We start from the raw sequence: 15,989 nt of genomic DNA, 5'->3' as shown, positions 1-15,989 counted from the left end.
GCCCTCACGGGCCTGATATGAGAGCCACTGGCGGGTAGCATGAACCCAAGCAGGCAAAAAGACCTGCTGCGAACCCCTCACATCGCTGGTGGCGGTTGGTGCAGGAGTTTCCACACAGCCTAAGCCCATTGACGCACTTTCGGAAACTGCGGGAACAGGAAGATCAGCGCGCCGATCATCAAACGGATTTCTTCACGCTCGAAAAACATGTTGGAGCGCGGGGAGTAGACTGGGATACCTTGGCTTTCCAGCGAGCGTGCCAAGGCTACCACACGGTCGTTCTTCACGGACCGAAATAGGAAGGCGACCTGGTTCCAGTCAGTCAGCTTTCCGTTGTCGCGGAGCCCATGCAGAAAGGCCAAGACCTCGGCATGCCAGTTCCCAGATTGATCTGGCTCGTCTCTGGCTGCGAGCCTGACAGCAGTCGGAACTTGCGGAAATTCAGCGTCACGCGGGATGATTTCCTTTGCGAAGCGGAAGCTGCGGTCCCCCTCCGACCAGTTCTGACTGGCCATCCATTCGTTATAGAGGCGAATGATATCTGGGTGGGAGCGGTAGTTGACCGTCAGCGAAACCTGTTTGCACTCTCCCTCCGCAAACAACTTTGGAAACTCGAGAATGTTGCGAATCGTAGCTCCACGAAACCGGTAAAGACCTTGGTCATCATCGCCAACGACACAAAGGTTTTGGTGTTCGCCCGCAAGTAATAGGAGAATCCGTTCTTGGATCGTATTGGTGTCTTGGTATTCGTCGACCATCAGGTGGGACAACTTGCCACAGAGGCTAGCTAGAACGTCAGGGTGACTTTCAAGTAACCTAAGCGCCTCATACTGAATTCCGGAGAAGTCTAAGCAGTTGTTTTCAAGAAGTAATTCTTGATATTTGTTGAAGCAGGCACAAAGCGCACGAATTGCTAAGTCTGGTGCGTTCTCCAAGATGGCTGGATCAAGCGCTTCTTCACTAACCTTGTTCAACCACTTGAGAAGCTCTTCCGACTGGACCCAGCGCCCAGTTTGGTCATCTCCCATGACAAGCTGGGCGTTTGGGATTCCACGAAATTCCTTTATCCGCTGGTAGAGAAAGTACTGCTGATCGAATTGATCAAATAGAGTAAAGCTACGTTTTAAACGCGTGTATTCGCGGTAGTCTTCCAAGATCCTCAGGCATATCGAGTGGAACGTGCCAAGGTACATTTCGTTCAGGTTGAACTCAATGTTTAGCTCGCTCAGCCGGTTTGAAATTCGGGTAGTGAGTTCGCGGGCTGCTTTGTCGGTGAATGTAACAACGAACAGAGATTCCGGTCGAACACCTTCGCCTTTGATGAGGTAGACGATGCGCTCTACCAGAGTAAACGTCTTTCCTGAGCCGGGACCAGCAATTATTAGGACTGGCCCTGTCGTGGCCCTAATAGCTTCTAACTGTTGCGGGTTTGCATTTGAAGCCAGCGGCAGAATAGCGTTCATTGATCGATTGCGCCTTTTGCTCTATTTGGATTGAAAGAAACTGTCTGGCTCTGGATCCATACATTCAAGTCCGTCCTTCGAAATCTCCATGTCCCGCCCAGCTTGAAAGCTGGAATCGTCCCGTTTGCAGCAAGCCGGTAAACCGTTCGCTTACCGGCCTTCAGAAAGGTCGCTACCTCGTCCACCGTGAGTATTTCGTCATCCTGACTGGCCATGGGCACCCCACAACGGCGAGCGCTTATGCGCAACCTTGCGCAGGATAGCGCAAAAGGGCAAGAATGTACAAACTTGGCAAGGCAGATCGACTAGGCTGACCTGCCTTGGGTCAACCCTCGACAGGTGAGGCACAGTAGTGGCATCCAACTACGAGGCGATTTGCGACGAGAACCGTCGTCGCTACGGCACAGAAGGCGCACAGAAGTCTGGTGGGCTTGCCGCAGGGCTTTACGACAACCGAACCCATTTCATCTTTGAGTTGTTGCAGAACGCTGAAGATGCTCTCGGTCGGCGAGACGACTGGACGGGACAGCGAAAAGTAACCTTCACACTGTCGCCGCAGCGCCTTTCGCTGTCCCACTTCGGCAAACCGTTCGACGAGGCTGACGTCCGCAGCGTCTGCGACATCGCCGAGAGTACAAAAAACGAGTCATCGATTGGTCGCTTCGGATTGGGTTTCAAGTCCGTCTACACCGTTACCGATCTACCTGAGGTTCACTCGGGCGACGAGGATTTCGCAATTGATGACTATGTCTTCCCCATTCGAGCGCCCAAAACACAGCGCCATCCGGATGAGACGCAAATTATCCTGCCTTTTCGAGCTAGCGACTTAACCGCAGGACAGGACATTGCAGAAGGTTTTCGGCGCCTGGGGCCTAGCGCGCTATTGTTCCTGCGGAATATCGAAGAGATCAACTGGAGCGTCGAAGGCGGCGCAACGGGGTTCTATCTGCGAAATCCGCCGGATGTGCTTGGTCCTCATGTTCGGCGTGTAAGTGTGATCGGATATGAGACTGGGCAAGAAGAGGTCGACCAGACCTGGCTGGTGTTCCACCGTGATGTGTTCACTGACACACAGAAGAAAGTTGGGCGTGTAGAGATCGCATTTTCTCTCGTCGAACCTAACAAAGACCCCGCTCAATTGTCGGTACGGCAGTTACCTACCTCACCTCTGGTAGTGTTCTTCCCAACAGTGGTCGAGACCCACCTTGGCTTTCTTGTTCAAGGACCCTATCGCACCACCCCCAGCCGAGAAAATATCCCGTCTAGCGACGCGTGGAACCAGCATTTGGTCCTAGAAACGTCCAGCCTGCTGGTCGAAGCGATGCGCTGGATGCGCGATGAGGTACTGCTTGATGTCTCGGTGATGCGCTGCCTGCCGATTGATCGTCAGAAGTTCCCTGAGGGCTCGCGGTTTTTCCCGATGTTCGATGCAGTTCGACAAGCTTTTCGGAGCGAAGCACTTCTGCCAACAAATGAAAGTGCCTACGTTTCTTCGACTCACGCGAAGCTTGCACGTACCCAAGATGTTCGTGAATTGATTGGCCAGCAACAAGTGGCGGCGCTGTTCAAAGTTGAAGGCGCCGCTTGGCTTTCGGGTGACATCACCCAAGACAAGGCAAACGATATTCGTCAGTATCTTATGCGTGAACTCGACATTGACGAGATCAGGCCAGACAAGCTGCTGCCAAGCCTCACAAAGGCTTTTCTAGAGGCGCAGTCAGATAGCTGGATACTGCGACTTTACGAATTTTTAAGCGGTCAGGAGAAGGTCCTTCGCAAAAATCTCGATGTTGTGCCGCTTATTCGTCTTGAAGATGGAACTCACGTCGTTGCAAAGGGGGTTTCCGGAAAGCCAAACGCCTTCCTGCCAAGCACAATTGCAACCAATTTCAAGACTATGCGCGAAGCAGTGTGCGCTACTCCCGACGTGCGCCAGTTTTTGGTCTCACTGGGCATAACTGAGCCAGATCCAGTGGATGATGTGATCTGGAACCTACTGCCGAAGTACCAGGAAAAGCAGGTCGAAGTTAACCACGACAGTTACTCTGCTGACATCGAACGTATTCGCGTGGCTTTTGGTGTAGACTCGACTGCACAGCGGGACAAGCTACGTTCTGCATTGCGCGAAACCAGTTTTATAATGGTCACCGACACCGGCGATGGCAAAGCATACATCGCAAAGCCGGGCGACACCTACATTGCCACCGACCGGCTACAGCAGTTGTTTGCGGGAGTACCAGGCGTTTTTTTGGTTGACAACAAATACGACTGCCTTCGCGGCGAAGAGATTCGTGATTTGTTGGTGTCATGTGGTGCGAGCCGATATCTCGTATCGCAACCTATTGAGACGACTCTCAAACCCTCCGAAATAACACAAATCCGTAAAGAGGCCGGCCTTGAACGAGCGAGCTGGCATAATGCTCCAGAAGACTTCACCCTTCGCGGACTGACACCGCTTCTTAAGCTTTTGCCCAAACTGAAAGCCGTGGAATCTTTTTCAAGAGCAAGAATTTTGTGGGAGGCGCTGGTCGACTTGGAAGGTCGCGGCACCGCCGCGTTTTACGGGACATATAGTTGGGGGTACGCTCATGAGACCAAGACTGTCCGCTTCGACGCATCTTTTGTCCGGGCGCTCAATCAAGTTTCTTGGGTTCCAAATGAAAATGGCGAATTGGTTTCTCCGAGCCTCGTAATGTTTGAGGCAGTCGGCTGGAAGCCAAATGCCTTCTTGCAGACGAGGATTGCGTTCAAGCCGCCAATCATTGATCAGTTGGCCAGAGAGGCGGGAATCGATCCTGCGGCACTCGATTTGTTGCGCAAGCTTGGCATTACCAACCTGGCGGACCTGACTTCACGACTGGGCATCACCAACCCACCACCTGAACCCGAGCCGTCGCCAGCACCCGACCCAAAGGTGGATAATCCAAGTGACGGCGACGTTTACGACGAGGCAAAGGACCTGTACGGCGACGATATGCCGGATATTCCCGCTGGCACTCCTGATCCAGACGGTGGAGATGAAGTTGGCAGTGGAACGGGACAGAGAGGCCAAGTCAGCACCGGGGCAGGCAGCACCGAGGCAAACGGAACCGGGGCAAACGGAACCGGGGCAAACGGAACCGGGGCAGGCAGAACCGGGGCAGGCAGAACCGGGGCAGGCAAAACCGGGGCAGGAGAACCTGGAGACAGTGGTCAGGGCACTGGAGGAGTAAATGGTGGCATAGGTGGCAACGAAGCGCCCGATGTTAATGGAAGTGGAAACAGGGGCGGTCACGGAAGAAGAACAGCAGGTCACGCAGGTGGACGTGCGTTCATTTCCTATGTCGGCGCACATCCGGATGATGACGTACCGGATCCCGACGGCCTTGATCAGGCCGAGAGGATGCGGATCGAGGGATACGCCATCGATTTGATCATCGGACTGGAACCGAAGTTACATCGCACGCCCGAGGGAAACCCAGGTTTTGACCTCTTCGAGGCTGATAGTAGTGGCAATCGGACGCGGTGGGTCGAAGTGAAGGCCATGACCGGCTGCCTAGATGATAGACCTGTGGGATTGTCACATACGCAGTTCGACTTTGCACAAGAGAAAGGCGATCGTTTCTGGCTCTACGTCGTTGAATTTGCTTCTGATCCGGCAAAGGCTCGCGTGCTCCGAATTCAAAACCCGGCAAGGGTTTCCCGAACTTTCACGTTCGACCGTGGTTGGAGCAAGATCGCCTTGACGGTTCCGCCTCTTTGACGAGCAGAATGGCCAAGTCGAGCGCCATTTTTGAGAGTCTACGACTTGTGTGCACCTTCCCGCAACTCGCTCTGCACGTCACGCTCGAAGGCCTCGATATCCGTCAAACGGTAGACCACACGCCCGCCCAGCTTGAGATACCTCGGTCCTTCCTGCGCCCAACGCCACCGTTCGAGGGTTCGGTGGCTGATCTTCCAACGTGCAGCCAGTTCAATTTGGTTCAGGCAAACTCCGGTCATGTTCGTCTCCTTTCGCGCAACTCACTTTGGTCGCAAAGGAACGAAGGCGTGAGGAAATTTCGTATTCAAGTCAGTTAGTTGCCGGTTCGTGGTATCCCAACACGCATGGTGGGAGCATCGCGCTTGTATCGGTCACGAGCATGACGGAGGTTTTCACAGATCATCCGGACACTTTTCTCCCAAATTCATGGGCTTATGTGCATTTATGAACTAGTCCGCCCAACCATTCTTGGACGTTTCGCGGGACGCGCCTTTCCCTCCGCCATATGCCGTTGAAATAATTGATAAAGTTTGGATATTTTTGGCGCCACCCGCCTACCAACCCACCATCTGGTTTGCGCTTGGATGCGCTTCTATACGACTGGACGCTTCATTCGCTTGACTGACAGTAGATGATCAGAAGCCAATCGACTGTGCTGTGGTGTCGGGCGTTTAGAAAGGCAGGCACGACCGACGTGAAGGGCGGAGAGCGGTCATTTGGCTTTCTTTGGGTTTCGTCCTTGGCCGCCTAAAGCGGCCATTCGGCGGGGGAACGGGACTGCCGTCGAACCGTCTCCAGCCAAGTAGCTGAAGTTAAAACCAATTCCAAAGTGCTGCCGATCAGTCAATCTGGATTGGCTGTAGCGTTGAGGCCCTTATGCGCTCCATCGAAAATTTTACGCCACATTCCGGCAGGGCAAGCGCTGTGTCAGGTCGAGATAGAATGCACCGTAAGCGGCCATTCCGCTGACCGCGACCTTGATGAGGTAATCGACCTCGCCCGCCATACAGTGGACTTCCACGATCTCCGGATAATCCGACACAACGGCAGCAAAGGCCGATCGCCACTCGGGCGTGTGGCCGGCGGCCTCGATCTCGACGACGACGGTCAGGCCGAGGCCGATGGACGCCGGGTCCACCAAGGCGTCGTGGCCGGTGATCACCCTGGCCGCCTCCAGTTTTTGCATGCGATTCCAGCAGAGGGTCTGCGACGGACCCACCCGCTGGGCCAGTTGCGACACCGGTAGGGTCGCTGTTTGATCACAAGGTTTGATGGTGCGATCCTTTTTTCAGGAATGGGAGGAGGCACTATGGGCCAAGTTTGTCACCGGAGCGCCACGACATCACGTTTCTTTATGCTTGTTCTTTATGCTCGAACCATCTTGTACATGATCACGGAGGGCGCGATGGCGCGATCAAGAGCTTTGGCTTTTCGATTGCGCGCGCGGATACCGGCCGGAATGAGAGTATACCGCAGCCCGAAACGAAAGCGAACAATTGCCGCAAGTCGTTCGGAGAGTAGGAGCCTACCTCCCGGAATTGAATGGGCCTCGCCAATATCGACCGCGTCTTCATGGCGGATAGCGCCGTTCGGTGCATAAAGATAATCGGCGACACAGCGAAGGTCCGTGCGCGTTGCAATCGCTGCCAATGCATCCAGCGCGTCGCTGCCGAGCGCCCATTCAAGGTGAAATCCGCCAGCGACCGGCAGAAGCCGGCACCCTGAATCTGAAAGCGCGCGGATTTCACGGAAAGTGTCGCTTCCAGCGTCTCCCGACAGATCTGTGACGACAGCGTGTATAGCCCAAGGCAACGGTTTACGGGCTAGCCGCGAAACCGGCGCAGGCACACGCCAAGGACAGTCGATGAGGGTTGCGGCGATGCCGTTCCGCTCCCAATCAAGAACCGTTGCGACAGTTCCCTCGGCGAACTCCGCTTCGCCTCCAGACGTTACGGCAAGGAAGTGACAATCCCGGATGGCGTACCGGTCAGTGAACAACTTTCCCAGCCCCGCCATCACCCAGTTTGCAACCACAAGGGCCGACCACGTGTCGGCGCGCAACATGGCGCCCCCCCAGATCACCCGCAAGGACGAAAGCCGTCCCAACTCTGTCGAGTAATCCTTCACCCAATCGCGGCCAGAACCAGCGAAACAATCCTCGCTCACAGACTGGCGCATGAACTCGTCAGGTTCGAACGCGAGCACACCATGAACCGCCACTGACGGGTTGAGTTTCCGAGCGGCCTGCACGATCAAAAGATCAGAGCCTCTTGCAAGGCCGGTAAAGAGGTGTGCAACCGGTTCAGGACCTATTGCGGCAGCGAGTGCGGTAGTCAGGGATGCTGCATGATTCCGAACAACTTCGGCCGGCATGTCTAGCGGCATCAAGTGCCCCGTAAACACCGCAACCGGCGTTTTCGGCAAGGTGCCGAGTATCCGGTCGATCCCGGGTCTGACGAGCGCCAAAAGGTCCAATTGCCTGCGCAAGGATGCCAGTTCGCCCAACTGGAACGAAGTGCGCTTCACTGGGTCGATTAGAGTTTTTGCCACCGTCATTGCTTCGTCGCAATGACCGAGTACGGCGAATGCCTCCAGGCGTGTGGCAATCGCCCAGAATGACGTTTCAGCTTCCGCTGATCTCAGCGCCCTTTCAGCATAAGATCGTGCTGCATCTTTCTGTCCTGCCAGCAGCGCCATCGTTGCCGCATTGACCGCAGTATAGTAATCGTCGGGCAACCAATCGGACAGGGCGCGATAGATGTTATGGGATCGGATCGCAGCACCTTTGGCTTCGAGACTGCGCGCCGATACCGCCACATATGTGTCTTTCTCGAGCCGTGCGAACAGGGCAAAGATATCGCGCACCAGATCCCGGCACGACGGTTCGCCGGGTTGCTGCCGGTGTTTCCAGTCTGAGTGTCGCGTTCCGCTGTCATCCAAGGCTTCATCACGCGTCAAGTTGGACTCAAACTGCGTGAAATCCCGCTCGGTCACTTGTGTTCCCAGCACGGTTCCTGGAATAGTTGACAAGAGTTCAAGGGCTTCCGTAGTGGCCCCCATCCGTGCCATGGCAAGCGCAGCAAGATAGTACAAAAGTGGATCCTTCGGGAAATGCCTGATCAGTTCAAGACCGATGTTTCGAGCAACCTGAAGCTCCCCGGCACCAATAAGATCTCGAACCCGGCTGCGGGCCATGCCGACATCCGCCATCGACCGGCCCCGTGACAGGTCGGCAAGCAGTTCCAGCCTCGCCCAGTCGAGAACGCGGTAAACCTGGAGGCTGCGCGTCCTGGTTGGCGTTTGGGTGCCGGTCGCCGTCCAGTCAAGGTCCGTCCCCACCAACACCGCGGAACTGCAAGCGACGCCTTCGCCCCGGCGCGATCTGAATTGTGCGGTTTCCAGTATCCCGGACCTCTCCATCTCGACCAAGGTCCGCGATATCTCGCTGGCATCCTCTCGCAGGACCTTCTGCAGGTAAGCGCGCATAGCCCGCGCATCGACTTCAACGACAGACCGGCCTCCCGCCGCGTCCCTCGCGGTTGCCGCATAGCTGTGAAGGCGATCCGCAAGCCGGAGTTGCAATCCTGACGTCTGTACCGCGCGGGCCCGCGACAGAAGTTCGGTGGCCTCTGTCAATGCGAGCCCGATGAGCCGCATCTCGATCTCGCGGTTCGGATCGTCCCTGCGTTGCGCCTCATCGATGATCGCGGCTTCAAGTTCCTCGAACGGGATCGCAAGGACCCGAGCCTGGCCCATGATCTCTGCCCTCAACTGTACCGGAATGCCATCGACCACGCGTCGCGCGGTTTCGCTCCGCCACAACAGGAATTCACGTGCCCCTATCACCGACGGGCTTGCTCGCCGTTCGACTACCAAGGGCACAGGCGTGTCCATGTCGCGCAGGGCGAGTTCGACGAAGGCGGGTTGCCCGATATCGAGGACAAGATACAGGCAATCCTGCTCTTCGCCCGCTTCGAGAAGAATTTCGCGATGGGTCGCCGTCCCTTCGCGGATCACGTCGGGCTTGTGGGTACCGAGCGCTGCCTGGATCAGTCGGACCAGTTCTGCATGGGCAGTCATGACCTGCTTTTTCCCTTTAACCTGAACCGTCGCAACGGAATTGTCACTGTCGGGGCTGTTGCTTGCAAGGTGCGTCACACTGGTTTTTTGGTCCCGCCCAGAATGCCCGGCACTGACCGGGCTATTGCTTGGATATCGATTCGACGCCTGAGCCCTGAACACAAGGAAGCCACATCATGAAAACGACTGCAAAACCCGTCCTCGTCGTCGCCTTTGCCCTGATGGGCGCCTTGGGCAGCCCTGCACATGCGAACTGCGGCGGTCAATCCAATTGTGCCGAGATGCTGCTTGATATGGAACGGGAACGCGCAGCAAAGGAAGCCGCCGCAGCCCGGCAACCGACTGCGAAGCCGGGGTTCTGGGACTATGTGTTCGTCGTCGCCGTCGGTACCATGATTGTCGCTTGCACCACGACCGACAACTGCTGATCGACCTACAGCCATGTCGAGCCGAACAGAGCGGACAGGCGGTCCATGTCGCCGCCTGCCTCACTGCAATGGCATCCCACTTGGTGGCAACGGCCCGTTCCGTCCGCAAATCGGAACCAACTTCTCAAGGCCGATGGACTGCTGGATGTCGTCAAGGGTTGTATCCTGGCCCAGCCGCGCACAAGCGATTTGGAAACCATGCTGACCCAGATCCGCGGGCATTTCCCACAGTCGCGCGACACCGTCATGGGATGCCGTTGCAACCAGCCGGTTGTCAGGCGAAAACACCGCGAAATGCGTCTGACTGTCGACAAACAGGGGCAACGAAATCTCGGCTCCCGTCGCGACATCATAAAGCTTCGTGGTGCCGTCACGGGACGACGTCAACAGGCGCTTGTCGTCCTTCGAGAACGCAACGCTGCTTGCCCAGTCATGCTGGCCCATCTCTGCGACAACCGTGCCAGTTTCGACTTTCCAAACGTATCCGCCAGCGGTCTTGTCATGGTGCCCGAGAGAGGAGGGCACGCCCAAGGTCGAGGCGGCGATCATGGAACCGTCAGCAGAGAACGCGACGTGGGTCACAGGCATGGGCAACCAGAATGTCTCAAACAGTTGATCACCAGAATCTAGATCCCATATCCGGACACCATGATCCAAGGAACCCGTGACAATCCGCTTTCCATCGGGCGAGAACCGGGCGGTCCACACCGCCTTGTCATGTCGGATCGGCCCGCCAACGGGCTTACCGGTCCGCGCATCCCAGAGCCTGGCTGTGCCGTCGTCCGATGCCGTAAGTATCGAGTCGCCAGATAGGGAAAACTCTGCGCTTCTCACAATGTCTTGGTGGCCAACCAGCAGCAACATTTCCGTTCCGTTTGCTGAGTCAAGCACATGGGAGGACTTGTCGTAGGTACTGGCGACAATGCGAAGGCCATCAGGCGAAAAGCCAACGCCCGTATACTGCGGGCCTTCCGGGGCCGTCCGCCACACGATCTCGCCAGTCACCACATCGAAGAGCGTGATCGCACCGCCGAATGATGCGGTGACCAGCATTTTCCCGTCCGGGGAGAATGCTGTCGACACGACCGGAACATTCTCGCCGACCAGCTCTCTTGCGTTCTGGCGTGCTGTCGCGAGGTCCAACATAACCGCAGACCCATCCGCCATGAACGCCAGGAGCTTGGTCCCAACCGAGGAGAAGACTGCACCGCCCACTCTGCCGCCAAGGTCAATGGTGTCCCAAATCTGCTCGGCAGATCGCGAAGCAAAGACGCGCAGCTTGCCGCTTGTGCTGATCGTTGCGAAAACCTCCGCAGACCGCGCATATGCAACGAAAATGAACGGCTCACCAAGATCCAGCGGGTTGCCCAGCGCGCCCCCGTTGAAAGCGTCCCACATCCGCACCTTCATATCGAGCGCTGCGGTTAAGACCATCTCTCCTGTGGGCGAAAAGATACCGTGCGTGACCTGCCCTTCATGCACCAACGGTGGGAGGAGTTCCGCACCTGTCCGACCGTCCCAAAGACGGGCTGTTCCATCCCGCGAGAATGTCAGGACCCGCGAACCATCCGGGGAAAAACTTGCTCCAATGACCCAGTCCGCGTGTCGCATCGGATCGCCGACAGGGGCGCCGGTTGTGCCATTCCACAGCCTGGCTGATCCATCATCCGATGACGTGACAACCAGGCTGCCATCGAAATTGAAGCCAACCGTCCGGACATGATACTCGTGTTCCATCGCGACTCCAACCTGCAGGCCCGTACTGGCATCCCAGATCTTTGCGGTATGGTCGATTGAAGCTGATACGACGCGCGTGCCGTCGGGCGAAAACGCCACATCCTGCACTGCATATGCATGCCGCATGATCTCGCCGACGGGCACGCCGGTATGTACATCCCAGAGCCGTGTCGTGTTGTCCTCACGTGACCCGGAAACAAGACGTGTTCCATCCGGCGAGATGTCAACGCTTGTCACTGCGCCATCGTGACCATCGAAAACCCGGATAAGCTGGCCGGATGTGGTTTCCCAGATTCGCAATGTGCCGTCGATTGAAGCTGTAACGACGCTTGCACCATCCTGCGCAAAGGCGGCGTCGGTGATCCGATCTTCGTGTCCAATAAACGCAACCCGTGAAACATGAAAGGGAAGCGCTGCCGCCATTGCCGCAATCGCCTGCTTGAGTTGGGGGCGCCCTTCGTCGCCGACCCTCGGCCAGGCTGCGAGGGCGAGTTTCAAAGCGTGCGTCGTGTTTCCGCGTGCGAAGGCGGCATCAGACAGGGCTGACAGCGCATGGCTTTCATTGGCTATGGCGTCGCGGGTCTTGGAATCCGCAAGTGCACGCTGCGTTTCTGCTTCTTCGGCGCGATCCAACCCCCAGAATGCCAGCAGGCCCGCGATTGCAGCCACCGCCAGCGACCCGGCCACCGTCATGCGCTGGCGCTTGCGATGGGCGCGCCGACTGGCCAGAATGAACTCCAGTATCGCCGAAGATGGCGCAGGTGTTTCTCGCGGCACGTTGACCGACCAGGCTTCGGCAGCGTCCAGTGCCTCTGCGCGCAGAAGGTTCCCAGTGCCCTTGCCAGAGCGAGACCACTCTTGCGCGCTCATGCCAAGGATGGTTGCTTGCTTCACCCACCCTTGATCCGCCCTCAAAGTGTCTCGAAGCACAGGAAAGTGTTGTTCTGGTGTATAAATGCCGGTCGACGGCAGCAGCTGCAGTCGACCGAGCGCCTGCGGCAGCATGTTGGGTTCGACTGGCCGGATCACGACGGGAACTAGCCTCTTGGCGCGGCGAACGACTTCGCCCAATTCCCAGTTGCACCAGTCTGACAACGCAGAATCCGGCGAAACGAGCCAGACCACCACATCGGCACCCGCGATCAGACCTTCGAGTTCGCGACGCCATTCCTCGCCGTAGGGCAAGTCCCTGTGGTCGATCAATGGCGTGAAACCGTCGGCCTCGAGCGCCGACGCCAACGCATTCGCGTCGCTCATATCGCGGCGCGAGTAGCATATGAAGACCGCAACAGATGTATCGGATTGAGGCACTATACGTTCCAGTTTTCGAACTCCATCACGGATCTAGGCTTTTTCGAGGAACCTCGTCGCTCTTGGGTTGACTTGGTTGCCTTAACTACCCAAAACGGCGTCCCTCCGATGCCAAACAAGCTCGCATCTCACGGCCTCCGCGACGCGATGAAAAAGCAGCGGCCCGCAGCGAACAGTTTCGGGCCAAGATGGATGCGGTGGCGCCTCGGTCGCGAAAGTTGTTGCCAACTTGGAGTTCAGCGAAAACGAGTTTCGCCCCACGAACTTGTTTCATCGGGCTGGCTCGATCCGCAATTTGAGGAACGGTCTTATTTTATCAGCTAGATAAGTTGATGTTTCTCTGGGGAACATTTTTTCAGCATAAAGGGAAAAGGAAACCTGAATGCTAGAACTCGTCCAGATTGAGATCGGTGCCTTACAATCCTCAGCAGCCAGGCAAGACCATATCAGCCTGTCAATCGGTTCTGCGGAAGGATTGTCGTCTACTGTGGCTTCGCCAAAGACACCAACAAGGTTTCCAAGTGCTTCGCCGAAAAGGTCCAGGCTGGGCGCGACTTGATCGCCGACGGAAACTGGGACCAGATCCGATCTGATCGATATCTTCTTCAGTCCAGTCGACGAATCAAAGTGGAAGAACACTTCTGGAACGTAGCTTACCGATATAAGCATAGGGTCTATTCCGATCGCTTCACGCAGCCCAGGTGTCGAAAACTGAAACCGGATTCTGTTATCATACAAATACCCTCCGTCGAACAGCGCCTGGAGTTCCGACGTCGTCATGCCCCAGCGAATGCCGCTTGTCGCCTTCTTCGGTTGCGCCGGTTCCTCGGCGTGCGGCGGCGGCGCTTCGATCTTTCCGGTTATGGACTCTGTCACAGCGCGGGCGATGACGCCAGACAGTTCAGCACGGTACTTCGCTGTCATGCCAGTGTCCCTATAGGTTAGAGCAATATCCAGCGTGTTCATGGCGCGCGCCCATTCCTCGATGAAGGACACCGCGCGATCCGTTGGAAGCGCCTGCATCGCTTTGTCGAAATCGCGGTTGTCGCGCATTGCGGCCAAAGCCAGACGGTTCAGCTCCCGACGTTCGGCCTGTTCCGCCGCACTCATGGCGGGCAGGTCGAAAACGGGACCCTCATACCAGGCTGCCGCTGCATCAAGGTCCGGCGCTGTGCCCAAACCGAGCGCGAGGGCATGGCCGACCAGCTCGGCATAGCCGAGCTTCTGGCCCACAACCAGAAGCACGGCGAAATAGAGGGCGCGGTCGTCATCATCCTCGTTCAGAGCATGGGCAAGACAGTAGGCATAGCGTTCTGCCAGCTTGTCAGGGATCGCCTTCGTCCAGGAACTGCCGGGGCCGAGAATCTGTTCTGCCGGCTGATCCAGGAGAATCGGGATCACCCCATCGATCACAGAGTAGCAAGCGATCAGCCCCGGGTCCTCGACCCGCATCGATATCGGAGGCCCTTCGGTCCAAGGTTCGGTGACGCCGCGCAGGACGCGGCAGAAGCCTTCGTTAAGAGCCTGGTCGGGATGCACCATGCTGGCCGTGGTAACCAGCCCTTCGTTCGCGGCGGTGATTCGGCCCGTCAGTTCGCAGAACGCCTGAACGGTCATGCGCGCGCCACGGTCATCGTAAAGGCGTGCGAACAGGGGGAGGTCGCCGGGCACCGCTTCCTGAGACAACCCTGCCTGCTGCGCGACCGCAAGAGATGGAGACAGCAAAATCATTAGCGCAACTAGGCTCGCCTTCATCGCGCTCCAACCCACCGTGCCGCTACACCAGAAACCTAACCACGCTGCGATCGGCAGGGTCAATGCCTGTCTGATCCACGGCTTCGGCGGTGTTGAGACGGCGGACTGATCGGTTTTTGGGCAGCAAGAACGGTATTTTTGCCGGGTATCGCGATGCCCGGCCCTTATCAGGGGAGGTCTACCGGCTTCCGGGCAGGCATGCTCGAAAACCATCAACGTTTGCCGCCCCAAAAGCAGGATGCCGAGCACGACGAGGCTGGAGAGGTGCACAAGTTTATTGGCCAGGCCGCGATTGTGGGTCATCGCACTACGATCTGGCACATGTTGCGCACTGACCGGGTAGGGCTGGCTGCTTTCAACACCGCAGCTGCGTAGGCAGCTAGCAAGATGCGTTCGGGAGCGGTTCAATGAGACGTTCATGAAAACCTCCTGTCGGTAGACTCCGTCTGCCACGACGGCGAGCGATGAAGGGGCTTTGGTTGGTACAGATCGAGCCTGCGCAGCACGCTATCCCAAGGTGCGTCAAGTTTCAGTGACAACACCGCTATGGCTTCACTGCCATCAAGGCGTCTGTTGCCCAAACGCGGTCGACATGTTTCATGCCCCGTGAAAGGAATGAGTCTTCAGGGATTTGGCCAGTCCGTACAAGTTCTTCGCGCGCCCGTTCGGCTGGTCCGGCAAAGTCCCAGCCGATAGTCGCCGCATAAATTCCGTCGCTTGTCACGAAGACCTGTGTTGTTCCGTAGATTTCAGCGAACTCCAAAGCGCGTCCGACAACTTCAACGCGGTCTCGGCCGCTTGCGACAATGATCCATCGCTTGTCTTCGGGAAGCCGCAACGGAATGTCCGGATTGGCAGCAATGCTGTAAGGGCTATGCGGCGCGACGGGTGGTTTAGCCGCCGACTGCGGGACAGCGGTGCTCCCTCCGCCCGGACAACCAGGTAGCGACGGCATCAAGAGACAAGCCAACAGATCGCCGACAGCATCATCGAACGGGTTTGTCGGGGCTGTGCCACCACGACATTGAGGCTCGCAGTATTGGCGATGTCCCTGACCGCACAGGATGAAGTCGCAATGTTGAGCCTCCGCAGCGCGCGATAAAGCCGTGCTCGTCCCGATTGAGAGAACCGCGCAGACAAGGATGCGGTGCAGAGCGCGCGTTTTTCGACATTCAGAAATCCCAGCGGTCTTGACTGAAGCTTGAGCAACTGAATGCTGAAAGGTCGGGTTTGGTGAAAGTGACATCTCGCTCCTTCCTCTGGTTGATCCGCCCCGGCAGTGCGAATACTTGGCTATGCTGATTTTTTGGCGCGGCTGATCGGATAGTTGCTGCCAGTCAACGATCAATCTCGGTCGCTCGGCATTTTCCGCCTGCCTGCCCGCCAAGCAAGGTTGATCGACCGCCCGGAATTGCTGACAAGGTCCGAGCGATATATGGGCAGCAAAGATAGGACTTCGTCGCGTCCCAAGAG

Annotated in this window: 10 protein-coding genes; 2 read left to right on the top strand and 8 right to left on the bottom strand. The window is 57.1% G+C overall.

Going from position 1 to position 15,989, the window contains the following annotated elements:
• Positions 1 to 119: 119 nt before the first annotated feature.
• Both GEU84_RS17645 and GEU84_RS17640 read right to left on the bottom strand, forming a co-directional pair.
• The gene (locus GEU84_RS17645) at positions 120 to 1,463 is read right to left on the bottom strand and encodes an ATP-dependent helicase (RefSeq protein WP_217438606.1); all 1,344 of its coding nucleotides are present in this window, start codon (positions 1,461 to 1,463) and stop codon (positions 120 to 122) included.
• Positions 1,460 to 1,678, bottom strand: a complete 219-nt coding sequence (locus GEU84_RS17640) for a helix-turn-helix domain-containing protein (RefSeq protein WP_152828379.1) — start codon at positions 1,676 to 1,678, stop codon at positions 1,460 to 1,462. The genes GEU84_RS17645 and GEU84_RS17640 overlap by 4 nt, the downstream gene beginning before the upstream one ends.
• A 137-nt stretch (positions 1,679 to 1,815) precedes the next feature.
• Between GEU84_RS17640 and GEU84_RS21490 the strand changes: the two genes are divergently transcribed.
• A complete protein-coding gene (locus GEU84_RS21490) occupies positions 1,816 to 5,205 on the top strand; it encodes a sacsin N-terminal ATP-binding-like domain-containing protein (RefSeq protein WP_174539963.1) in 3,390 nt (1,129 codons plus the stop codon).
• A gap of 38 nt (positions 5,206 to 5,243) precedes the next feature.
• On the opposite strand, the gene GEU84_RS17630 is transcribed toward GEU84_RS21490, so the two are convergent.
• From GEU84_RS17630 to GEU84_RS17620, 3 genes are all read right to left on the bottom strand, one after another.
• The gene (locus GEU84_RS17630; protein WP_152828378.1) at positions 5,244 to 5,444 is read right to left on the bottom strand and encodes a helix-turn-helix transcriptional regulator; all 201 of its coding nucleotides are present in this window, start codon (positions 5,442 to 5,444) and stop codon (positions 5,244 to 5,246) included.
• Positions 5,445 to 6,100: 656 nt separating this feature from the next.
• On the bottom strand, positions 6,101 to 6,391 hold the full coding sequence (locus tag GEU84_RS17625; protein ID WP_241427749.1) for an Lrp/AsnC family transcriptional regulator: 291 nt from the start codon (positions 6,389 to 6,391) through the stop codon (positions 6,101 to 6,103).
• Positions 6,392 to 6,570: 179 nt separating this feature from the next.
• Positions 6,571 to 9,363, bottom strand: coding sequence for a hypothetical protein (locus GEU84_RS17620; protein WP_174539962.1), 2,793 nt, complete (start codon positions 9,361 to 9,363; stop codon positions 6,571 to 6,573).
• A gap of 98 nt (positions 9,364 to 9,461) precedes the next feature.
• On the opposite strand from GEU84_RS17620, the gene GEU84_RS17615 reads away from it, so the two are divergent.
• Positions 9,462 to 9,713, top strand: coding sequence for a hypothetical protein (locus GEU84_RS17615; protein WP_152828376.1), 252 nt, complete (start codon positions 9,462 to 9,464; stop codon positions 9,711 to 9,713).
• Between the two features lie 60 nt (positions 9,714 to 9,773).
• Here GEU84_RS17615 and GEU84_RS17610 read toward each other — a convergent pair whose 3' ends face one another.
• From GEU84_RS17610 to GEU84_RS17600, 3 genes are all read right to left on the bottom strand, one after another.
• Entirely contained in the window at positions 9,774 to 12,761 is a 2,988-nt protein-coding gene (locus GEU84_RS17610) for a toll/interleukin-1 receptor domain-containing protein (RefSeq protein ID WP_338144827.1), read from the bottom strand.
• 270 nt (positions 12,762 to 13,031) lie between these two features.
• On the bottom strand, positions 13,032 to 14,936 hold the full coding sequence (locus GEU84_RS17605; RefSeq protein WP_152828374.1) for a hypothetical protein: 1,905 nt from the start codon (positions 14,934 to 14,936) through the stop codon (positions 13,032 to 13,034).
• Positions 14,937 to 15,060: 124 nt separating this feature from the next.
• A complete protein-coding gene (locus GEU84_RS17600; RefSeq protein WP_152828373.1) occupies positions 15,061 to 15,864 on the bottom strand; it encodes a hypothetical protein in 804 nt (267 codons plus the stop codon).
• Positions 15,865 to 15,989 lie beyond the last annotated feature (125 nt).

It is taken from the genome of Fertoeibacter niger (assembly GCF_009380135.2).
Taxonomy (GTDB): Bacteria; Pseudomonadota; Alphaproteobacteria; order Rhodobacterales; family Rhodobacteraceae; genus Fertoeibacter; species Fertoeibacter niger.
This window is presented reverse-complemented; position numbering and strand designations above follow the sequence as displayed.